At 72.0% G+C, this 21,570-nt stretch carries 17 protein-coding genes and 1 pseudogene; 12 read left to right on the plus strand and 6 right to left on the minus strand.

Going from position 1 to position 21,570, the window contains the following annotated elements; all coding sequences use genetic code 11:
• Nucleotides 1–59: 59 nt before the first annotated feature.
• Nucleotides 60–2,372: an FdhF/YdeP family oxidoreductase gene (locus ACFYZB_RS03800; RefSeq protein ID WP_388753931.1), complete on the minus strand. Its 2,313-nt coding sequence runs from the start codon at nucleotides 2,370–2,372 to the stop codon at nucleotides 60–62.
• 180 nt (nucleotides 2,373–2,552) lie between these two features.
• Here ACFYZB_RS03800 and polA point away from each other — a divergent pair, with 180 nt between their 5' ends.
• Together polA and ACFYZB_RS03810 are read left to right on the plus strand one after the other, a co-directional pair.
• Nucleotides 2,553–5,279 (plus strand): DNA polymerase I, encoded by a 2,727-nt coding sequence (polA, locus tag ACFYZB_RS03805; protein ID WP_388753932.1) that lies wholly within the window; start codon nucleotides 2,553–2,555, stop codon nucleotides 5,277–5,279.
• A gap of 294 nt (nucleotides 5,280–5,573) precedes the next feature.
• Nucleotides 5,574–6,029, plus strand: a complete 456-nt coding sequence (locus ACFYZB_RS03810) for a hypothetical protein (RefSeq protein WP_388753935.1) — start codon at nucleotides 5,574–5,576, stop codon at nucleotides 6,027–6,029.
• Here the strand turns inward: ACFYZB_RS03810 and ACFYZB_RS03815 are convergent.
• Nucleotides 6,019–6,693: pseudogene (locus tag ACFYZB_RS03815) on the minus strand (DUF4184 family protein); the annotation flags it as partial. The gene ACFYZB_RS03810 and the pseudogene ACFYZB_RS03815 overlap by 11 nt on opposite strands.
• A gap of 340 nt (nucleotides 6,694–7,033) precedes the next feature.
• Between ACFYZB_RS03815 and ACFYZB_RS03820 the strand changes: the two are divergent.
• From ACFYZB_RS03820 to ACFYZB_RS03830, 3 genes are all read left to right on the plus strand, one after another.
• Nucleotides 7,034–8,761, plus strand: coding sequence for a lytic murein transglycosylase (locus tag ACFYZB_RS03820; RefSeq protein WP_388753938.1), 1,728 nt, complete (start codon nucleotides 7,034–7,036; stop codon nucleotides 8,759–8,761).
• A 157-nt stretch (nucleotides 8,762–8,918) separates the two neighbouring features.
• On the plus strand, nucleotides 8,919–9,053 hold the full coding sequence (locus ACFYZB_RS03825; protein WP_351209333.1) for an SPW_0924 family protein: 135 nt from the start codon (nucleotides 8,919–8,921) through the stop codon (nucleotides 9,051–9,053).
• A 28-nt stretch (nucleotides 9,054–9,081) separates the two neighbouring features.
• Nucleotides 9,082–10,074, plus strand: coding sequence for a DUF3068 domain-containing protein (locus ACFYZB_RS03830; protein ID WP_388753941.1), 993 nt, complete (start codon nucleotides 9,082–9,084; stop codon nucleotides 10,072–10,074).
• Here ACFYZB_RS03830 and hrpB read toward each other — a convergent pair.
• A complete protein-coding gene (gene hrpB / locus ACFYZB_RS03835) occupies nucleotides 10,064–12,661 on the minus strand; it encodes an ATP-dependent helicase HrpB (RefSeq protein ID WP_388753944.1) in 2,598 nt (865 codons plus the stop codon). The two genes, ACFYZB_RS03830 and hrpB, sit on opposite strands and share 11 nt — an antisense overlap.
• A gap of 105 nt (nucleotides 12,662–12,766) precedes the next feature.
• The gene (locus tag ACFYZB_RS03840) at nucleotides 12,767–13,651 is read right to left on the minus strand and encodes a class I SAM-dependent methyltransferase (protein WP_388753946.1); all 885 of its coding nucleotides are present in this window, start codon (nucleotides 13,649–13,651) and stop codon (nucleotides 12,767–12,769) included.
• Nucleotides 13,652–13,976: 325 nt separating this feature from the next.
• On the opposite strand from ACFYZB_RS03840, the gene rpsA reads away from it, so the two are divergent.
• The 4 genes from rpsA to ACFYZB_RS03860 all read left to right on the plus strand — a co-directional run bounded on the left by rpsA (nucleotide 13,977) and on the right by ACFYZB_RS03860 (nucleotide 17,669).
• On the plus strand, nucleotides 13,977–15,470 hold the full coding sequence (gene rpsA / locus ACFYZB_RS03845; RefSeq protein WP_055707059.1) for a 30S ribosomal protein S1: 1,494 nt from the start codon (nucleotides 13,977–13,979) through the stop codon (nucleotides 15,468–15,470).
• A gap of 161 nt (nucleotides 15,471–15,631) precedes the next feature.
• Complete coding sequence (locus tag ACFYZB_RS03850) at nucleotides 15,632–16,570, plus strand: PAC2 family protein (protein ID WP_351209337.1); 939 nt, start codon at nucleotides 15,632–15,634, stop codon at nucleotides 16,568–16,570.
• A gap of 45 nt (nucleotides 16,571–16,615) precedes the next feature.
• Nucleotides 16,616–17,227 (plus strand): dephospho-CoA kinase, encoded by a 612-nt coding sequence (coaE, locus tag ACFYZB_RS03855; protein WP_351209338.1) that lies wholly within the window; start codon nucleotides 16,616–16,618, stop codon nucleotides 17,225–17,227.
• Between the two features lie 61 nt (nucleotides 17,228–17,288).
• Nucleotides 17,289–17,669, plus strand: coding sequence for a tetratricopeptide repeat protein (locus tag ACFYZB_RS03860; protein ID WP_388753951.1), 381 nt, complete (start codon nucleotides 17,289–17,291; stop codon nucleotides 17,667–17,669).
• An 84-nt stretch (nucleotides 17,670–17,753) separates the two neighbouring features.
• On the opposite strand, the gene ACFYZB_RS03865 is transcribed toward ACFYZB_RS03860, so the two are convergent.
• Nucleotides 17,754–18,050, minus strand: a complete 297-nt coding sequence (locus ACFYZB_RS03865; RefSeq protein WP_388753954.1) for a DUF6343 family protein — start codon at nucleotides 18,048–18,050, stop codon at nucleotides 17,754–17,756.
• Nucleotides 18,051–18,148: 98 nt separating this feature from the next.
• On the opposite strand from ACFYZB_RS03865, the gene ACFYZB_RS03870 reads away from it, so the two are divergent.
• From ACFYZB_RS03870 to ACFYZB_RS03880, 3 genes are all read left to right on the plus strand, one after another.
• Nucleotides 18,149–19,069: an acyltransferase domain-containing protein gene (locus tag ACFYZB_RS03870; RefSeq protein ID WP_388753957.1), complete on the plus strand. Its 921-nt coding sequence runs from the start codon at nucleotides 18,149–18,151 to the stop codon at nucleotides 19,067–19,069.
• A 62-nt stretch (nucleotides 19,070–19,131) separates the two neighbouring features.
• A complete protein-coding gene (locus ACFYZB_RS03875) occupies nucleotides 19,132–19,827 on the plus strand; it encodes a class I SAM-dependent methyltransferase (protein ID WP_388753959.1) in 696 nt (231 codons plus the stop codon).
• 103 nt (nucleotides 19,828–19,930) lie between these two features.
• Nucleotides 19,931–20,380, plus strand: coding sequence for a DoxX family protein (locus ACFYZB_RS03880; protein WP_351209343.1), 450 nt, complete (start codon nucleotides 19,931–19,933; stop codon nucleotides 20,378–20,380).
• Between the two features lie 352 nt (nucleotides 20,381–20,732).
• Here the strand turns inward: ACFYZB_RS03880 and ACFYZB_RS03885 are convergent, their stop codons facing one another.
• Nucleotides 20,733–21,467, minus strand: a complete 735-nt coding sequence (locus ACFYZB_RS03885) for an RNA-binding S4 domain-containing protein (protein WP_388753962.1) — start codon at nucleotides 21,465–21,467, stop codon at nucleotides 20,733–20,735.
• Nucleotides 21,468–21,570 lie beyond the last annotated feature (103 nt).

Genomic DNA, 21,570 nt, shown 5'->3' on the forward strand with positions numbered 1-21,570 from the left:
GCCCGGCTCCGTTCGTCGTACAGCTGTCTGCTGCAACCGTCTCCTGACTGAGCAAACGCTCAGTCGGTCGCCGATTGTTCCAGACGGCTCTCCGCGCTCCCGGTGTGACCTTCGAGACGTACGACCACGGACTTGCTGGCCGGGGTGTTGCTGGTGTCGGCGGTCGCGTCGAGCGGGACCAGCACGTTCGTCTCCGGGTAGTACGCCGCCGCGCATCCCCGGGTCGTCGGGTAGTGCACGACCCGGAAACCGGGCGCCCGCCGCTCCACACCATCCTTCCACTCGCTCACCAGGTCGACGTACGACCCCTCGGCGAACCCGAGCGCCCGCGCGTCCTCGGGATGCACGAGCACCACCCGGCGGCCGCCGGTGATGCCCCGGTAGCGGTCGTCCAGGCCGTAGATCGTGGTGTTGTACTGGTCGTGCGAGCGCAGGGTCTGCAACAGCAGCCGGCCCTCGGGCAGTTCGGGGTACTCCACCGGCGCCGCCGTGAAGTTCGCCCTGCCCGTGGCGGTCGGGAAACGGCGCTCGTCGCGCGGCGCGTGCGGCAGGGCGAAGCCGCCCGGCCGGGCCACGCGCGCGTTGAAGTCCTGGAAGCCGGGGACCACGCGCGCGATGCGGTCACGGATCGTGGCGTAGTCCTTCTCGAACTCCTCCCACGGCACGACGCTGTCCGCCCCGAGCACACGGCGCGCGAGGCCGCAGACGATCGCGGGCTCGGACCTCAGCAACGGGCTCGCCGGGGCGAGCCGCCCGCGCGAGGCGTGCACCATGCCCATCGAGTCCTCGACGGTCACGAACTGCTCGCCGCTCGCCTGCAGATCCCGCTCGGTGCGGCCCAGCGTGGGCAGGATCAGCGCCCGCGCGCCGGTGACCACGTGCGAGCGGTTGAGCTTGGTCGACACGTGCACCGTCAGGCGCGCGCGCCGCATCGCGGCCTCGGTGACCTCGGTGTCGGGGGAGGCGGACACGAAGTTGCCGCCCATGGCGAAGAACACCCTCGCCTCGCCGTCGCGCAGCGCGCGGATGGCCCGTACGACGTCGAAGCCGTGCTCGCGCGGTGGCGCGAACCCGAACTCCTTCTCCAGCGCGTCCAGGAAGGCAGGCGCCGGCCGCTCGAAGATGCCCATCGTGCGGTCGCCCTGCACGTTCGAGTGGCCGCGCACCGGGCACACGCCCGCGCCCGGCCGGCCGATGTTGCCGCGCAGCAGCAGGAAGTTGACCACCTCACGGATGGTCGGGACGGCGTGCTTGTGCTGGGTGAGGCCCATGGCCCAGCACACGATGGTGCGCTTCGAGGCGAGCGTCATGCCGAGGGCCTGCTCGATCTCCGCGCGCGTGAGGCCCGTCGCCCTCAGGGTCTCGTCCCAGTCGGCGGTGCGGGCGGCCGCGGCGAACTCCTCGAAGCCGTGGGTGTGTTCGCGGACGAACTCCTCGTCGACCGCGCCGTCCGTCTCGAGGATGAGCTTGTTGAGGAGCCGGAACAGGGCCTGGTCTCCACCGATACGGATCTGCAGGAACAGATCGGTGAGGGCGGCGCCCTTGAGCATGCCCTTCGGGGTCTGCGGGTTCTTGAACCGCTCCAGGCCCGCCTCGGGCAGCGGATTGACGCTGATGACCCGCGCGCCGTTCGCCTTGGCCTTCTCCAGCGCGGAGAGCATGCGCGGATGGTTCGTCCCCGGGTTCTGCCCCGCGACGATGATCAGGTCGGCCTTGTGGAGGTCCTCCAGCAGGACGCTGCCCTTGCCGATGCCGATCGTCTCGGTGAGCGCCGAACCGGACGACTCGTGGCACATGTTGGAGCAGTCCGGCAGGTTGTTCGTGCCCAGCTCGCGCGCGAACAGCTGGTACAGGAACGCGGCCTCGTTGCTGGTGCGGCCCGAGGTGTAGAAGACGGCCTCGTCGGGGGAGGAGAGGGCGGTGATCTCCTCGGCGACGATGTCGAAGGCGCGCTCCCAGCTCACCGGCTCGTAGTGTGTGCCGCCGTCCGGCAGATACATGGGGTGCGTGAGCCGCCCCTGCTGCCCCAGCCAGTACCCGCTCCTCGTCGCCAGGTCGGCCACGGAGTGCGCGGCGAAGAACTCCGGGGTGACCCGGCGCAGGGTGGCCTCCTCGGCCACCGCCTTCGCGCCGTTCTCGCAGAACTCCGCCTTGTGCCGGTGCTCCGGCTCCGGCCAGGCGCAGCCCGGGCAGTCGAACCCGTCCTTCTGGTTCACCCGCAGCAGGGTCAGCGCCGTGCGCCGCACACCCATCTGCTGCTGGGCCATGCGCAGCGTGTGCCCGATGGCGGGCAGCCCCGCGGCCGCGTGCTTGGGCTCCGCGACCTGCGGCGCGTCCTGGACCGGATCACCCTTGGGCGGCTTCGTCGCCATCGCACGCTCCCCTTCGACTGCGTGTGAGAAGTACGACGCCGATCCTCCCACGGGGGACCGACAGCCGTGCCCGGCGGGCGTACGAGAACACCGGCACGCCGAGTGACCGGGGAAACCCTGCGCAGGCCCGCTCCTCGGTCCCGGACCGGACTGTCAGTGCGGCGTGGCAGGATCGGGGACGTGGCAGAGACAGCATCGAAGCAGACCGACAAGACCCCCGGCGGCGCCCGTCCCCGGCTGATGCTCATGGACGGGCACTCGCTGGCCTACCGCGCGTTCTTCGCGCTGCCCGCGGAGAACTTCACGACCGCGACCGGTCAGCCGACGAACGCGATCTACGGCTTCGCGTCGATGCTGGCCAACACCCTGCGTGACGAGGCGCCCACGCACTTCGCCGTGGCCTTCGACGTCTCGCGCAAGACCTGGCGCTCCGAGCGGTTCACCGAGTACAAGGCGAACCGCTCCAAGACCCCGGACGAGTTCAAGGGCCAGGTCGAGCTGATCGGCGAGCTCCTCGACGCGATGCACGCCCCGCGCTTCGCCGTCGACGGCTTCGAGGCGGACGACGTCATCGCGACCCTCGCCACCCAGGCCGAGGCCGAGGGCTTCGAGGTGCTGATCGTCACCGGCGACCGCGACTCCTTCCAGCTGGTCACCGACAACATCACCGTGCTCTACCCGACCAAGGGCGTCTCGGAGCTGACCCGGTTCACCCCGGAGAAGGTTTTCGAGAAGTACGGCTTGACGCCCGCCCAGTACCCGGACTTCGCGGCCCTGCGCGGCGACCCGTCGGACAACCTCCCCGGCATCCCCGGCGTCGGCGAGAAGACTGCGGCGAAGTGGATCAACCAGTTCGGCTCGTTCGCGGAGCTGGTCGAGCGCGTCGACGAGGTCAAGGGCAAGGCCGGGCAGAACCTCCGCGACCACCTCGAGTCGGTGAAGCTCAACCGCGTCCTCACCGAGCTGGAGCGCCAGGTCGAGCTGCCCAAGGCGGTGCCCGACCTGGAGCGGGCCGCGTACGACCGCAAGGCCGTCGCGATGGTCCTGGACACCCTGGAGATCCGCAACCCGTCCCTGCGCGAGCGTCTCTTCGCCGTCGACCCCGGCTCCGAGGAGGCCGAGGCCACGCCGATCGCCACCGACGGAGTGGAGCTGGACGGCAAGATCCTGCGCACCGGCGAGCTGGCCCCCTGGCTCGCCGAGCACGGCGCCGAGACCCTGGGCGTCGCCACCGTCGACACCTGGGCCCTGGGCACCGGCGCGGTCGCCGAGGTCGCCCTCGCCGCGGCCGGGGGAGCGGCAGCCTGGTTCGACCCGGCCGAGCTGGACGAGGCCGACGAGAACGCGTTCGCCGCCTGGCTGGCCGACGCCGGCCGCGCCAAGGTGTTCCACAACGCCAAGGGCGCCATGCGCGTCCTCGCCGAGCACGGCTGGTCCGTCGAGGGCGTGACCATGGACACCGCGCTCGCCGCCTACCTCGTCAAGCCGGGCCGCCGTTCCTTCGACCTGGACGCGCTGTCCCTGGAGTACCTGCACCGTGAGCTGGCGCCCGCCGCAGCGGCCGACGGCCAGCTGGCCTTCGGCACCGACGAGGACGCCGAGGCCGATGCCCTGATGATCAAGGCCCGCGCGGTCCTCGACCTCGGCGAGGCGTTCGGAACCCGCCTGGAGGAGGTCGGTGCGGCGGACCTGCTCCGCGACATGGAGCTGCCCACCTCCGCCCTGCTCGCCCGCATGGAGCGCCACGGCATCGCGGCCGACCGCGCGCACCTGGAGGCGATGGAGCAGACGTTCGCGGGCGCCGTGCAGCAGGCCGTGAAGGAGGCCCACGCGGCCGCCGGCCATGAGTTCAACCTGGGCTCGCCCAAGCAGCTCCAGGAGGTCCTCTTCGGCGAGCTGGCCCTGCCGAAGACGAAGAAGACCAAGACCGGCTACACCACGGATGCCGACGCCCTGGCCTGGCTCGCCACCCAGACCGACAACGAACTGCCGGTGATCATGCTCCGCCACCGCGAGCAGGCGAAGCTGCGGGTCACGGTCGAGGGCCTGATCAAGACGATCGCGGGCGACGGCCGTATCCACACCACGTTCAACCAGACGGTGGCCGCGACCGGCCGCCTCTCCTCCACCGACCCCAACCTGCAGAACATCCCGGTGCGCACGGACGAGGGCCGGGCGATCCGGCGCGGGTTCGTGGTCGGTGAGGGCTTCGAGTCCCTGATGACCGCCGACTACAGCCAGATCGAGCTGCGCGTGATGGCCCACCTCTCGGAGGACGAGGGCCTGATCCAGGCGTTCACCTCCGGGGAGGACCTGCACACCACGGCCGCCTCCCAGGTGTTCGGCGTCGAGCCCGGCGCGGTGGACGCGGAGATGCGCCGCAAGATCAAGGCGATGTCGTACGGCCTGGCGTACGGCCTCTCCGCCTTCGGCCTGTCCCAGCAGCTGAACATCGAGGCGGCCGAGGCACGCGCCCTCATGGACGCGTACTTCGAGCGCTTCGGCGGCGTCCGGGACTACCTCCGCCGGGCGGTCGACGAGGCACGGGCCACGGGCTACACGGCGACCCTCTTCGGCCGCCGCCGCTACCTCCCCGACCTCAACAGCGACAATCGCCAGCGCCGCGAGGCGGCCGAGCGCATGGCCCTCAACGCGCCCATCCAGGGCACGGCCGCCGACATTGTCAAGATCGCCATGCTCAAGGTGGACAGCGCCCTGCGGGCAGCGGACCTGAAGTCCCGCATGCTGCTGCAGGTCCACGACGAAATCGTCCTGGAGATCGCCCCCGGCGAGCGCGCGGCCGCCGAGCAGATCGTCCGCCGCGAAATGTCCGACGCCGTCCACCTCCGGGCGCCCCTGGACGTCTCGGTCGGCGTCGGCCCCGACTGGGAGTCGGCAGCGCACTAGCCTGCGGCGCTTGTGCGGAGGGGGCCGTTGCAACCAGCCTCGGCTGCAACGGCCCCCTCCGCTGCACAGCAGGGCAGCGAGCACCGGTCCCGGCCCCCACGGCGCTCTCCGGCGGTGCCCACCCCACAGCACGCCACGACGGGGCCCGACCCGCACCCCGAGGACCCCCCACCCCGGCCCGCACAAGACCCCGGCGCCCACACCAGCAACTCAGCCGCATCCCCGGAGGGACCCGTCACTCACGTGGCCCCCGCCAAAACGCCCCCGACCCCCCACAGCCGCAAAACTGCGGGCATGGGTATACGCATGCTTCACCGCCGGACGCCCGAGGCAGACACCCGGGCCTGGGCGGACGCCGCCTCGGCGCAGGCCATGCCCGCCTCGCCGGTCCCGGCCCTCGCGGCCGACGCAAGCACCGCCCGCATCCCCGCCGACCTGAGCGCGACCGTCCGCAGGGCTGCCACCAGCCTCCGGCACAGACTCGCCGGCCTGACCGCCCCCGTGGACCGCGCCCCCGACTGGCGCCAGTGGGCGGACCTCGCCCGCGGCTACCTCGCCCTCGCGCTCAGCGCGTTCCCGAGACCCCGCCCGCGGCGCACCCTCACGGTCTTCGTCGCGTCCCTCACCGACCGGCCGGCCGCCCCCGACCCGCATCGACCACCCCGCCGGGATCACCGGGATCATGAGGATCACCGGGGTCACGGAGAGTCCCCGAATCGTCCAGGACCGGGCCCCGACGCCACACCCTGACCGCCCGCTGCACCGCCCCGGCCACCGCACAGCCGCCGATCACCGCGCCGGCCCGCAACCGGTCCCGCACGGACAGCACGGGCACCCCACAGGCGCTCCGCCCGGCGCACGCCGCAGCGCACGCACGGCGAACACCGCGATCACGACCGCGCCCACCACGGACGAGCCGTACTGCAGCAGGGAGAACAGCGGCACCCCCGCCACGGTCCCGCCCGATGGCCGGAACCAGTCGCGTCCCCCACCGCCCCTGATGCGTGAACGCGTCCCCCCACATGAGTCAGCGCCCCCAGCACCGCGGACGCGTACCACCGCACCACCGTCACCGTCACGACGCGTGCACGCGCGCGTGGTGCACCGCAGCCCAGCAGCGCGGCCGGCCGCCCCTGCCGGCCCGGGGCAACAGCGCCGGCAACGGTTCGCGGACGAGCAGCCACAGTCCCACCAGCGCCCAGGAGATGAGCACGTCGACGGTGAGGACTCCGGCGAACGCGTGCGTGACCGCGCCGAATTCCCTACCACCCGGCAGGACACTCGCCGCATAGAAGGGCATATCGGGAGCGAAGGACCCCGCGACGAGTACCGCCGGCACCAGTGGTCCGCGGCCGGTGCCGTCCCGGCGGATGGCGGGCAGGACGGCCGCCGCGTGGCTGAGCGTGAACGGCAACAGAGCCCCCGGGAACGGTCGTCGGCCGTGCCGTCGGGCCGGTGAACACGTCCCTCCAGTATCCGGTGACCAGGTCCGTTCGGCCCGAGGGCGCCCGTGCCGGGCCGTACGGGACAACAAAAGTCGGCCAACCGGTGAAAACGGATCTGAACGGGTCCCGGCACACAGCAAGTTGCCGTAGGGTCGCCTGCGGCGTGCCCTCCCGGCCGTCCGATCGAACACGCGTCGCACCGAGGGAAGGTCGCCACAGAGGCAACCAGAACACCGGGTCCACCGTCACACCAGTGCGAGGCAGACAGGCGGAGACGGACGCACCAAGTCCACAGGAGGGGTTCACTCGATGGCGGCGCATTTCGGAAGGCGGCTGCGCAAGGGGGCCGCGACCACGGCCGTGGCCGCGGCGGCGGTCGCGGCTCTGTCCGCGTCCCAGGCTCCGGGACTGCCCGGCGAGGACCACGGCAGGCGGACGACGGCCGGCGCCTCCGCCCCCGTACCCGACGCGACCTCCGACGGCAACGCCACCGGCAACTCGCCGTACTACACGGACCTGCCGCCCCTGAACAGCCCCAACCCCAGCCCTTCGCCGAGCGCCACCGGCACCCCCGTCGCCCAGGGCGACGCCGAGGCCGGCATCCCGGCGACGGTCCTCGACGCCTACAAGAAGGCCGAGGCCGAACTGCGTTCGGCCAAGCCCGGCTGCAATCTGCCCTGGCAGCTGCTCGCCGCGATCGGCAAGGTCGAGTCGGGCCAGGCCGAGGGCGGCCGGGTCGACGCGAACGGCACCACGATCGGCCGGATCCTGGGGCCGGCCCTCGACGGCAACGGCTTCGCGCTCATCAAGGACACCGACCACGGCGTCTACGACGGCAACGCCGAGTACGACCAGGCCGTCGGCCCCATGCAGTTCATCCCGTCGACCTGGGCCTGGGCCGGCCGCGACGGCAACGGCGACGGCAAGAAGGACCCGAACAACGTCTACGACGCCGCCCTCGCCGCCGGCCACTACCTGTGCCGCAACGGCTGGGACCTCTCGCGCGAGGACGACCTGCACAGCGCGATCCTCAGCTACAACAACTCGCAGGACTACCTGAACACCGTCCTGTCGTGGCTGGAGTACTACCGCAAGGGCACCCACTCCGTGCCCGACGGCACCGGCAGTGTGCCCACCCACCGCAGCGACGACGGCACCCCGCGCGCCAAGTCCCAGAAGCACTCGAAGCCGTCGAGGACCAAGCCCAGCCCGAAGCCGGATCCCAAGCCCAGCACGCCCGGCGGCAACGGCAGCCCCAGCCCGACCCCGCCGAAGCCGCCCGCCCCGCCGACGCCCTCGCCGACCCCCACCGACACCGTGGACCACCTGGCGGACGCGGGCACGGCCAAGCTCACCGCGATGGCCGGGCACGCCTTCGCCGGACAGATCGGCACCCGCGCCGAGACCAAGGCCGGCAAGGCCGTCGCCAAGGTCAGGATCCGGTTCACCATCACCGGGGACACCGACGCCACCTTCGCCGGCGGCGAGACCGTGGCCACGGTTGCCACCGACGCCAAGGGCGTTGCCCTCGCACCGGCGCTCCAGGCGGGCGAGAAGACCGGCGACTTCAAGGTCATGGCCACCGTCCTGGGCCGCACGGTCACGGGCCTCGCCTACCCGGCCACCGTCACCGAGCGCGCCGCCGACACCCTGGCGCGCACCAGCGACACCCCGTTGACCTGCACCCCGGGCGGCGAGTTCACCGATCAGGTCCAGGTGAAGGCGACGTACAAGGGTGCCGTCGCGGACCGGGTCGCGGCCACCGCCACCCTGGTCAAGTCCGACACCGACGCCACCGAGAACGACAAGGGGCCCTACTTCAAGGACGCCGACGGCAAGCCCGTACGCACCCTCACCGGCCTCCAGACGGACGCCAAGGGCCTGCTGACCCTGCCGAAGCTCTACGCGGACGACACCACCGGTACCTTCCTGCTCCGCATCACCACCACCGGCGGCGCGACGCTCACCGTCGAGCTGAAGGTCACCGCCGACTCCTCGGCGAGCCCGTCCCCGTCCCCGAGCCCGTCAGCCTCCTGACACCCGAACCGGCAGGGCGCCCTCTCCGCACCGGCGGGGAGGGCGCCCTGGTTCGTGCGTGCACCGCTGTTCTCATCTCATCCCGCCGTTGCTACGGTGCCCAACCTGACGCTCCATCAGGAGCCGTCAGGACACGACCGTCCGCCGGGAGGCCCGTATGCGCGCCCTGATCGCCGCCGCGACCGGTCTCGCCCTAGCGTTCGCCCTGGTCCTGGCGATGACCGCCATGGGTGCGCCGACGGGCCGGACGTCCCCCGAGCCGCTGCTGACGACCGTGCCCTCGCACCCCTAGCCGCGCCCGTCCGGGAGGGAGGCCTTCCATGCGCCGCAAGGCAAGCCTGGTCCTGCTCGCCTGCGCCGTCTTCTGCGCGGCGCTCGCCCCGCTGCTGCGCTGGTACGCCTTCCCGCGCCTGGCGCGGATCCCCGCGAACCAGTACCAGGACATGGTCCTGGAGGCCAGGGGCGCCACCCTCCTCGACTACGGCACCATGCGCGCCAGGAAGGTCTCCAAGGTCACCATCGTGCAGACCCTCAAGGGCGACGTGGCGGCCGCGAAGAGGATCGAGGAGACGGCGGGCCGACCGGTCGTGGTCTGGGACAGCCTCTCCTACGTCCAGGGCCCCGACGGCAGGATGGTCTCCAAGGTCCCCGAGCGCTACATCTTCGACGCCCACAGCCAGGACCCCGTGCACGCCACCGGCGAGATGGTCGACGGCGATCCCGTCACGCGCCAGGGCATCGAGTTCAAGTGGCCCTTTCTGACGCAGAAGCGCGACTACGAGTACTTCGACGCGCAGACCCGCACCACCAGCCCCATCCACTACAAGGGCACGCAGACCTTCCGCGGCCTGAAGGTCTACTACTTCGAACAGACCATCCCCTGGACCAAGGTCCCCATGCCGAAGACCATGCCCGTCCAGGGCATCACCCCGGAATCGGTCGCCAAGACCGGAACCACCCGCTGGTACAGCACGGTCCGCAGGTTCTGGGTCGAACCCGTCACCGGCGCGCCCGTCTACGGCGAGGAACTCCACAAGGAGGAACTGCGCGGCGGCACCCTGCTCGGCGGCCGGGACAGGGTCACCGCGTTCGCCGGGGACGTGAAGATGCGCGAGGACTACATCGAGCACACGGTCGCCCTGGTCAAGCACAACCGCACCCTGGTCCTGATGCTCACCTCGTACGTCCCCTGGGGCTCCCTGACCGCGGGAGTCCTGCTCCTGGCCCTCTCCCTCTGCCTGGAGGCCCGCGCCCGCCGCCCCCGGGACCCGGCGCCCGCACAGCCGGCCGAACCCGAACCCATCAGCGCCTGAGCCGCGCGTTGGTGTGCCGGGTGGGCTCGGCGGTCGCCGGGTCCTCGGGCCACGGATGCCTGGGATACCGCCCGCGCAGCTCGGCCCGTACGCCCTGGTAGCCGTCCTTCCAGAAGGAGGCGAGGTCGGCCGTGACGGCGGCGGGCCGTCCGGCGGGGGAGAGCAGGTGCACGAGCAGCGGCACCCCCGCGACGGCCGGCGTCTCGCGCAGCCCGAACATCTCCTGCAGCTTCACCGCGAGCACAGGCCGTTCCGGATCCCGATAGTCGATCCGGATTCTGGACCCACTGGGCACGGCGATCCGCTCGGGCGCGAGCTCGTCGAGCCGTCCGGCCTCCCCGCTCGCCCACGGCAGCAGCCGCAGCAGCGCCTGCCCGGCGTCGATCCGGCCGAGATCGGCCCGTCGCCGGGCCCGGCTCAGCTCCGGCTCCAGCCAGTCGTCCACGCGCGCGTGCAACGCGTCGTCGGACACCTCCGGCCACGGCTCGCCGAGGCGGGCACGGAGGAACGCCAGCCGCTGCCGCAGCGCCTGCGCCTCCGGCGACCAGCGCAACAACCCGAGCCCCTCCTGCCGTAGCCCTTCGAGCAGGGCGGCGCGTACGAGCGCCGGCTCGGCGTCCTTCAGCGGCCGTACGCCCAGCTCGATGGCGCCCAGCCGCTCGACATGCCGGGCCACGACGTCCCCGCCGGCCCAGTGCACCTCGTCCCGCTCGCCGGACAGGGGCTCGGCGGCGGCGAGCGCCACGCCCTCCTCCACGGCGGCTCCGAGCAGCACGCGCGCGTGCCCCTTACCGGTGGGCCGATCGGCAACGGCGACGACGATCCAGGGCGCTCCCCGCAACGCCGACCCTTCCCCGAGCTCGGCCCGAGTCCCGGAGGCCATGAGATAAGACCCACCGTCCAGCTTGGCGACCCGCTCCGGAAAGGCGAGCGCGGCGACAAGCCCGGCAAGCGCGTCCTCCCCGGCCGCACCCGCCCCGACCGGGGACGCGACGCCCGAAGAGCCCGTGCCTCCCACGGCGCGCCCCACCTGCGCCCGACGGTGGCGCCTCTCGGCGGTGCCTTCCGGCCGACGGCCCTGGGCAGGCGGGTGGGAAAACTCCTCCGAGACGGCCCGCAGCCGCCGCACCTCCGCGGCCCACCGCGCAGCGTAGGCGTCACCCCCACGCCGGACCCGCCGCACAGCAGCAGCAAGATCGTCCCCGTGATCCCGCGGCACCTCTTCGGAGAGCAGGGCGACAACCTCCGCACCCTCACCGGCCGTATCCAGCAACGCCCGCCCCAGCCGAGGGTGCACCCCCAGCCGAGCCAACCGCACACCCACGGAAGTCGCCCGACCGACGGAGTCCACCGCCCCCACCGCTGTCAACGCCGAGCGCGCGGCGAGCATCGCCCCACCCGGCGGAGGGTCGAGCAACGCCAGCCCGGAGGCGTCCGGATCGCCCCAGCAAGCCGCCTGCAGGGCGAACGCGGTCAGATCGGCCACCTTGATCTCCGGCGCAGGAAACGCCGGCAGCCGCCCGTCCTCGGCGGCGGACCAGCACCGGTACACCGCCCCCGGCGCCTCCCGCCCGGCCCGCCCCGCCCGCTGCCGCCCGGCCGCCCGCGACGCCCGTACCGTCGTCAGCCCGCTCAGTCCACGCGCGTGATCCACCCGCGGCTCCCGCGCCAGCCCCGAGTCGACCACCACGCGCACCCCGGGCACCGTCAGCGAGGACTCCGCCACCGAGGTCGCCAGCACGACCCGGCGCCGGACCCCCGGCGCCAGCACCGCGTCCTGCACGGCGGCCGGCGCCCGCCCGTGCACCTGGAGCACGTCCACCGACCCCAGCTCCCCGAGCTGCCCCGCCACGCGCGCGATCTCGCCCACACCGGGCAGGAAGCACAGCACGTCCCCGTCCCGCTCGGCCAGCGCCCGCCGCACCACCGACGCCACATGCGCCAGCAGCGCCGGATCGACCCGCATCCCGTGCGGCGGCCGTACCGGACGCGCCGGTGGCGCCCACACGACCTCCACCGGATGCGCGACACCCTCCGCCTCGACCACCTCAGCCCCGCCCAGGAGCCGTGCCCAGCCCTCGGCGTCCGTCGTCGCCGACGCGGCCACCAGCCGCAGCTCCGGCCGCAGCGCCTGCCGTACGTCCCACAGGAACGCCGCCGTCGTGTCGGCATCCAGATGCCGCTCGTGGCACTCGTCGAGGACGACGACGTCGACGCCCGGCAGCTCCTGGTCCCGTTGCAGCCGCTGCAGCAGCACGCCGGTCGTCACGACCTCCACACGCGTGTGCCGTCCCACGGCCCGTTCGCCGCGCACCGTGAAGCCGACGCTCCCACCGGGCCTCTCGCCCAGCAGCCACGCCATGCGCCGGGCCGCAGCGCGCGCCGCGATCCGGCGCGGCTCGGCCACCACGACCCGCCGCTCGGGGCCGCCCCCGACCAGCCCCGCCAGCACGAGCGGCACCAGCGTCGTCTTGCCGGTGCCGGGCGGCGCCACGAGGACGGCGGTGCCGCCGTCCTCCAGGGCCTCGGTCAGCGCGGGCAGGGCGGAGCGCACGGGAAGCGCGTCCAGGGCGTCGTAACGGATCACGCCCCTAGTGTCGTACGACGGCGAAAACGGTCTCCACGCGCGCGTGCCCGCGATCAGAACTCCCTACGACTCCCCACGCGCGCGTGCCCCGATGACCGGCCGGGCTCAGTCCCGCTCGCACACGAAGATCGCCGTCCCCGGGATCAGGCTGCCCCGCAGCGGGGACCAGCCGCCCCACTCCGAGGTGTTCCAGGCCGGCCATTCCGGCTCCACCAGGTCCACCAGGCGGAAACCGGACGCCACGATGTCCCGGACCCGGTCGCCGACGGTCCTGTGGTGCTCGACGTAGACCGCGCGGCCCTCCTCGTCCTGCTCCACGTAAGGCGTGCGGTCGAAGTAGGAGTTCGACACCGACAGCCCTTCGGGGCCCGGCTCGTCCGGGAACGCCCAGCGGATCGGATGCGTCACCGAGAAGACGAACCGGCCGCCCGGCCGCAGCACCCGGCGCACCTCGCGCAGCACCAGCCGCGGGTCGGCGACGAAGGGCAGCGCCCCGTACGCCGAGCAGGCCAGGTCGAAGGAGCCGTCCGCGAAGGGCAGCGCGCCGGCGTCCGCGCAGACCAGCGGAAACGATCCACCGATCCGCAGGGCGTGCTGGAGCTGGCGGTGCGAGAGGTCCAGCGCCACCGGGCGGGCCCCCTGGGCGGCCAGCCACCGGGCGCACTGGGCCGCGCCCGCGCCGATCTCCAGGACCTCCTTGCCCTTCAGCTCCTGCGGCGGGCCGAGCAGCTCGGCCTCCACCTCGTCCAGGCCCTCCGGACCCCACACGAAGCGGTCGTCGCCGAGGAACGTGCCGTGCTCGACCTGGTACTCGTCCGCGTTGCGGTCCCACCAGCCCCGGTTGGCCCGTGCGCTCTCCGCGACGCTGGCGTCACGGCGTGTCGCCTCCGGTTCGAATGTCTCGGATCCTTCGGCCTCGTACGCTTCCGGCTCTTGGATGATCGGCTCCCTCGTCGTACTCTTCCGTCCAACCCGCAAGGGGTCCGTCACGGAGGCGGTCCCGGAGGCCTGTCTGGCCTCAAGGGACGTTTCTTCTGCCGGTTATGCGGCGATCCGCCCCCGGTGTGCGCCTTCGCGCATTGACCATGTCCGGCTGCCCCCGTATGCTACAAGTTGCGCTGCGGGCCTGCGCACCTCAGACGTAGCAGGCTGCGCTCGCATCTGTTGTATGTCCCCTCGGTTGTCGAGGCGCCATCGGACACCCGGTGTCCAGAAGGTGGCGCTTCCTTGGCTGTCCGGCTTCTGCAGAGCGAAACGGGCTCCCGGCGTAAGCAGTACCTACGACTTCAATGTCCGTACCGGAGCCCTTTCCCACATGACGAGCAGCACCGAGACCACCGCCACCACCCCGCAGGTAGCGGTCAACGACATCGGTAACGAGGAAGCCTTCCTCGCAGCGATCGACGAGACGATCAAGTACTTCAACGACGGCGACATCGTCGACGGCGTCATCGTGAAGGTCGACCGGGACGAGGTCCTGCTCGACATCGGTTACAAGACCGAAGGTGTCATCCCGAGCCGCGAGCTCTCGATCAAGCACGACGTCGACCCGAACGAGGTCGTGGCCGTCGGCGACGAGATCGAGGCCCTGGTCCTCCAGAAGGAGGACAAGGAAGGCCGCCTGATCCTCTCGAAGAAGCGCGCCCAGTACGAGCGTGCCTGGGGCACCATCGAGAAGATCAAGGAAGAGGACGGCATCGTCACCGGTACCGTCATCGAGGTCGTCAAGGGTGGTCTCATCCTCGACATCGGCCTCCGTGGCTTCCTCCCGGCCTCCCTGGTCGAGATGCGCCGCGTCCGCGACCTCCAGCCGTACGTCGGCAAGGAGCTCGAAGCCAAGATCATCGAGCTGGACAAGAACCGCAACAACGTGGTCCTGTCCCGCCGTGCCTGGCTCGAGCAGACCCAGTCCGAGGTCCGCCAGACGTTCCTCACGACCCTGCAGAAGGGTCAGGTCCGCTCCGGTGTCGTCTCCTCGATCGTCAACTTCGGTGCCTTCGTGGACCTGGGTGGCGTCGACGGTCTGGTCCACGTCTCCGAGCTGTCCTGGAAGCACATCGACCACCCGTCCGAGGTCGTCGAGGTCGGCCAGGAGGTCACCGTCGAGGTTCTCGACGTCGACATGGACCGCGAGCGCGTCTCCCTGTCGCTGAAGGCGACCCAGGAAGACCCGTGGCAGCAGTTCGCCCGCACCCACCAGATCGGCCAGGTCGTGCCCGGTAAGGTCACGAAGCTGGTTCCGTTCGGTGCGTTCGTCCGTGTGGACGAGGGCATCGAGGGTCTGGTCCACATCTCCGAGCTGGCCGAGCGCCACGTGGAGATCCCGGAGCAGGTCGTCCAGGTCAACGACGAGATCTTCGTCAAGGTCATCGACATCGACCTCGAGCGCCGCCGCATCAGCCTCTCGCTGAAGCAGGCCAACGAGTCCTTCGGTGCCCACCCGGAGGAGGTCGAGTTCGACCCGACCCTGTACGGCATGGCCGCGTCCTACGACGACCAGGGCAACTACATCTACCCCGAGGGCTTCGACCCGGAGACCAACGACTGGCTGCCGGGCTACGAGAAGCAGCGCGAGGAGTGGGAGCGCCAGTACGCCGAGGCGCAGGCCCGCTTCGAGCAGCACCAGCAGCAGGTCATCAAGTCCCGCGAGGCCGACGCGGCTGCTGCCGCCGAGGGTGGCGGCGAGGCTGCGGCCCCGGCCGCGACCGGCGGTTCGTACTCCTCCGAGGGTGCGGACACCTCCGGTGCGCTGGCCTCGGACGAGGCGCTGGCCGCGCTGCGCGAGAAGCTGGCCGGCGGCCAGAGCTGATCGCTGCCGCCAGGCTCAGCCGATAGCTGGTTCTGAGGGGCCGTACCTTTCGAGGTGCGGCCCCTCGGGCGTGTTCAGGGGGCCGGTTGTCCGGCGTGTCGGGGGAATGCCGCCGCTCCAGGGCGTGTTGACGACGACGAACACGAGGAGGAGCGGTCACAGTGCTTGATCCGCAGGGTTTGTACGCATGGGAGCCGAAGGGCCTCGCCGTTGTCGACATGGCGCTCGCCCAGGAGTCGGCCGGCCTTGTCATGCTCTACCACTTCGACGGATACATCGACGCGGGTGAGACCGGGGACCAGATCGTCGACGGGCTGCTCGACTCACTGCCCCACCAGCTCGTCGCCCGGTTCGACCACGACCGGCTCGTGGACTACCGGGCCCGCCGGCCCCTGCTGACCTTCAAGCGGGACCGCTGGACCGACTACGAGGTCCCGGCCATCGAGGTCCGCCTCGTCCAGGACACCACGGGCGCCCCCTTCCTGCTGCTGTCCGGGCCCGAGCCGGACGTGGAGTGGGAGCGGTTCGCGGCGGCCGTGCGGCAGATCGTGGAGCGGCTCGGCGTCCGCCTCTCCGTGAACTTCCACGGCATCCCCATGGGCGTCCCGCACACCCGCCCTGTGGGTCTCACCCCGCACGGCAACCGCACCGACCTCGTCCCCGGTCACCGCAGCCCCTTCGAGGAGGCCCAGGTGCCCGGCAGCGCCGAGTCGCTCGTGGAGTACCGCCTGATGGAGGCCGGGCACGACGTCCTGGGCGTCGCCGCGCACGTCCCGCACTACATCGCCCGTTCGCCGTACCCGGACGCCGCCCTGACCGTCCTGGAGGCCATCACGGCCGCCACCGGGCTGGTCCTGCCGGGCGTCGCGCACTCGCTTCGTACGGACGCGTACCGCACCCAGACGGAGATCGACCGGCAGATCCAGGAGGGCGACGAGGAACTCACCGCGCTCGTCCAGGGCCTGGAGCACCAGTACGACGCCGCCGCGGGCGCCGAGACCCGGGGCAACATGCTGGCCGAGCCCGTGGACATCCCGTCGGCCGACGAGATCGGCCGCGAGTTCGAGCGGTTCCTCGCGGAGCGCGAGGGCGAGAGCTGACCTCCGCCGGTCCCGCTGTCAGCGGCAGGGCCTAAGCTGACGCTCATGCTGAAGGTGGGCCTGACCGGCGGGATCGGCGCCGGCAAGAGCGAGGTGTCGCGGCTGCTCGTGGAGCACGGGGCCGTGCTGATCGACGCGGACCGCATCGCGCGTGAGGTCGTGGCGCCGGGCACCCCGGGCCTCGCCGCCGTGGTCGAGGCCTTCGGCGAGGACGTCCTCACCGCTGACGGCAGCCTGGACCGGCCCAAGCTCGGCTCGATCGTCTTCGCCGACCCCGAGAAGCTCGCCGTCCTCAACTCGATCGTGCACCCGCTGGTGGGTGCCCGCTCCCGCGAGCTGGAGGAGGCCGCGGCCGCCGACGCCGTGGTGATCCACGACGTGCCCCTCCTCACCGAGAACGCCCTGGCGCCGCTGTACGACCTCGTGGTCGTCGTGGACGCGACCCCCGAGACCCAGCTCGACCGGCTGGTCCGGCTGCGCGGCATGACCGAGGAGGACGCACGCGCGCGTATGGCCGCCCAGGCGACCCGCGAGCAGCGCAGACGGATCGCGGACATCGTGATCGACAACGACGTACCGCTGGACGCTCTGCACAAGCGTGTCGGCGAGGTGTGGGAGGAGCTCGTACGACGGGCGCGTGCGGGCATCGCGCAGTAGCGCAGGAATAGCGGCCCCCTCCTCGCGCGTTGAATCGGCGGAGTGAGGGAAGGACTCTGCCGTGCCCGAGACCAGCGGTTCCACCGGACGTACTCCGGAAACGCATGTCATCGACTTCCGTGCAGCCGAGCAGCTGCTCAACTCACGGGACCCGCGGGGTGCGGTGAAGCTGCTCGACCCGGTCATCGCCGCGCACCCGGAGAACACCGCGGCCCGGCTGCTGCGCGCGCGTGCGTTCTTCGCCGCGGCGCAACTGCGGCCCGCCGAGCTGGAGTTCACGATCGTGCTGGAGCGCGAGCCGGACAACGCGTTCGCGCACTTCGCACTGGCCCGCACCTTTGAACGCCAGGGCCGCCCCGACCAGGCCATGCGCCATTTCCGCCTCGCGGCCGCGCTGGACCCGAACCCGCAGTACGTGAGGGCGGCACGCTTCGACGACTGAGCGGCCCGCGGCGGGGGAGCGCCCCAGGATGCGGGGGAGTGCCTCATGGGCTGCCGGTCGCCGGTGACGGATCCGGTGTGCCGGTCACGGATGCCGGTGCCTCGACGGACCCGGGTAGGGCGGTCCGCCGTCCGGCGGCCGGTACGGCGGCACGTCACGGCCCGGCTGATAGTGCGGACCCTGCCGGATGTGTCTGAGCACCATGATCATGTCCGCGGTGACCACCAGCCACAGCACCCCACAGGCCGCCGCCCAACCGGGGCGCCCGACGAGCGCGAACGCCGTCGTGCCGAAGACCGCCCAGACCAGTCCCCACACGCACAGCCAGAACCGCGCCCGCAGAGCACTGCGCGCGGTCGCCGGTTCACTGCCCGTACGCATCGGACCACCACTCCTGAGGGCAACGTACTCTTCGTGGACGACGTTCATCAACGGCGCTCGTCCGTCGTTCGTCCCGTCGCTCGCCGAAGGGGGATCCCTTGCTTCCGGACGCCGACGCCCTGCCGGAATTGCTGCTCGACCTGGCCGTGCCGCACGAGGACATCAACGATGTGGTGGCCGGACGGCGCCGGGTGACCGGTGACCCGGGAGCACGGAGGCTCCTGGAGGAGTGCGTCGAGGAGCTGTTCCGCGAACCGGAGGAGACCGGCCGCACCCCCGGGCTCGCCGCACTCCTCGGCGCGGTTCCGGCCGAGCTGACCGGCCTCTTCGCCGTGTACGTCTTCGTCGCCGCGGCCCCGCACACCCTCGCCCGGCACCGGGAACGCGGCATTCCGCCCGAGGTCTCCCGGCGCACCCTGGCCGACCTGGGCCGTCAGATGGCCGCGCACCGCAGACGGCACGGCACGACCGGTGTCCTGTCGCGGCGCTGGCTCGTCCGGCACTTCCGCGGCGAGCTGTACCAGCTGGGCCGGCTGCAGTTCGAGCGGGCGCGGCTCGGGCAGCGCACGGCTCCCGTGCTCGCGGCGGCCGGGCTGGCCGCGATCCCCGGCACCGCCTGCCTGAACCTGCACATACCCGACTTCCACGGTCCGCTGACCCCGTCCGCCTGTGACCGCTCCCTGACCTGGGCCCGCGAGTTCTTCGCCGTGCACTTTCCCGAGGAGCGGCCGGTGGCCGCACTGTGCCACTCCTGGCTGCTCGACCCGCAGTTGAAGCGGTACCTGCCGGCCGACTCCAACATCGTCCGCTTCCAGGACCGGTTCCGCACCGTCCGTGAGGACGCCGAGCCGGCCGACACCGAACCCGTCCAGTTCGTCTTCGGCGACCCCGACCTGCCGGTCGCGGAGCTGCCCGCCCGCACGTCCGTGGAGCGGGCCGTGGGGGACCATCTGCGGGCGGGCGGCCACTGGTACATCGGGCGCGGCTGGTTTCCGTTCCCGGCCGAACCGTCTGGATGACACGAACGAGTGAACCTCGACGGAAGGGGAACGGGCGTACGGAGACCGGCCGTTGTTCGGGCATGACGGTCGAAATGCGTGAGGGACACGAGGGCACAGGACCCGGCGCGATCACCCCGGACGGCTGCGCGGTCGAGCTGTACGAGCGGCTGCCGGTCGGCGACGAGCCGGACATCATCGCCGCGGCGGTACCGGCCGGGGCTCACATCCTGGAGCTGGGCAGCGGAGTGGGCCGGATGACCCATCCCCTGCTCGAGCGCGGCTTCACGGTCACGGCGGTGGACGAGTCCGCCGACATGCTGAGCCGGGTCCGCGGGGCACGCACGATATGCGGCTCCATCGAGCAACTTGACCTGGACGGCGAGGAGTTCGACGTGGTGATGCTCGCGTCGTTCCTCGTGCACGCCGGCGACGAGGAGGTGCGCAGGGGCCTGCTGCGCACCTGCGCCCGGCACGTGGCGAAGGACGGCTGTGTGCTCATCCAGCGGGAGGGCGAGGACTACCACACGAACGTGCCCAGGGAGCGGGTCGACCCGAGCGGTTTCACGGTACGGGTCGTCTCCGCGGAGCCGGTCGGCAACGGAGCGAACTCGGTCCGCGTCGAGTACGACTTCCCGGACGCGCGCTGGACCCAGACGTTCCTGGCCCGGCCGCTGACCAAGGAGCAGTTCGAATCGGCACTTCAGGAAGCGGGGCTGGAGGTGGACGCGTATCTGACACCGGACCGGACATGGGTACGGGCGGTGCCGAAGGCATAGAGGGCACTCGGTCGCACAGGGCGGCCGGGGAGCGATGAGTTTCCGGACGGTGCCGGGTCTACCTCGGTGAAAGCAATCGGCACCGCTTCCCCAGGAGATCCTCATGTCCGAGACGACCGCTCCCGTGGCCCGCACCGCTTCCGGCGCCTCCGCCGGCTCCCTCAGTGGCCGGAGGCGCGCGGCCCGGGTCGCGCTGCGGACCGTGCAGGTGCTGCTCGCACTGTTCTACGGCATCGCGAGCGCGCTGCCCAAGCTCATCGCGCACCCCTCGGCCGTCGAGGCCTTCGACAAGATCGGCTGGGGCAGCGGGGCCATGTACACCATCGGCGCGCTCGAACTCGCCGGAGCCGTAGCGCTGTTGATCCCCCTGCTGCAGTCCCTGGCGGCGATCGCGCTGAGCGCGCTGATGGTGGGTGCGTTCATCGTGCAGCTCACGGCCTTCGACGGCCAGAACGCGGCGACCCCGCTGATCCTGATCGTGCCGCTCGCCCTGATCGCCTGGGCGCGGCGCGGGCACAACCGGGAGCTGCTGAGGCTGGTGCGGCGGCGGTGACGCTTCGGCGCGGCGTGCACGGCGTGCACGTGCGCGGCGCCGATGCCGTCGGCCGGGCGCGGGGGCCCGGCCGACGGCATCGGTGTGTGCCGGGGGCGAGCGTGCCTGCTCCGGCAGGGGTGGCGCTGGGCCGGCCCTGTGCTGGCGGGAGGAGCAGCGCTGGGCCGGTGTGGGGGTGGTGGTGCCGCCGGCCTGTACCGGTCTGGGGATGGCACAGTGCCGGCCTGTACCGATTCGAGGGTGGTGCTGTTCCGGTCTGTTCCGGTCAGGGGGTGGTGCTGTGCCTGTCTGTGCCGGTCCGTGGGTGGGGTAGCGCGCCCTGCCAGTTGTGCGCGCGGCCGGTGCCTTCGGATCACCGTCCCCGGGGGCGGCCACCGGTGCCGCCGGACCCGGCACCACCGCGCTTGCCGGACCCGTCCCGGCCGCCGGACCTGCTCCGGGCCCCGGAACCATCCCGTTCCCCGGATCCACCGGGTCCGCCGAGTCCGGCGAAGCCGTTGGGGCCTGCGGCGCCGCCGAAGCCGCTCGGCAGGTCCGGCCCTGCGAGGCCCCGGAGGCGCTCCAATTCGCGGCGGTCGCGCTTGGTGGGGCGGCCGGTGCCGCGGTCACGGAGGCCGACGGGGGCGACGGCCTCACGAGGTGGAGGCGGAGGGGAGTTGTCGATGTAGCACTGGGCGGCCACGGGGGCGCCGACCCGCTTGCGGATCAGACGCTTGACGATCACGACCCGTTCCCGGCCCTCGTGCCGCAGGCGCACCTCGTCGCCGACGCGCACGGAGTAGGCGGGCTTCACCCGCTCGCCGTTCACGTGGACGTGACCGCCCCGGCAGGCGGTGGCGCCCAGGGAACGCGTCTTGATCAGACGCACGGCCCAGATCCAGCTGTCGATCCGGACGGTCTCACCCTTGGCAGGCCCCGCGGCCTCGGCGGCGGCCACCGCGGCGGCGATCTTCGGATCGGCGGGCTGCTCGGCGGAGGCACCGGAGCTGTGGGCGTCCGGCGAGTCCGGCGAGTCCGGGGCGGGGCCGGGCGAGTCCGGTCCGCCGGTCCCACGGTTCACGTTCTCGTCCGCATCCTCGGAAGCCATGCATCCGACCTTAACTCCCCGGTCCGGGTGAGCCGGAGGTGATTTTCCCGGGCTGGTGGCGTGCCGGGTGTCCGGGGTGCGGGTGCAGATCACGGTGGCCGCC

The organism is Streptomyces sp. NPDC001852, assembly GCF_042891825.1.
In the GTDB taxonomy this organism is placed as follows: Bacteria; Actinomycetota; Actinomycetes; order Streptomycetales; family Streptomycetaceae; genus Streptomyces.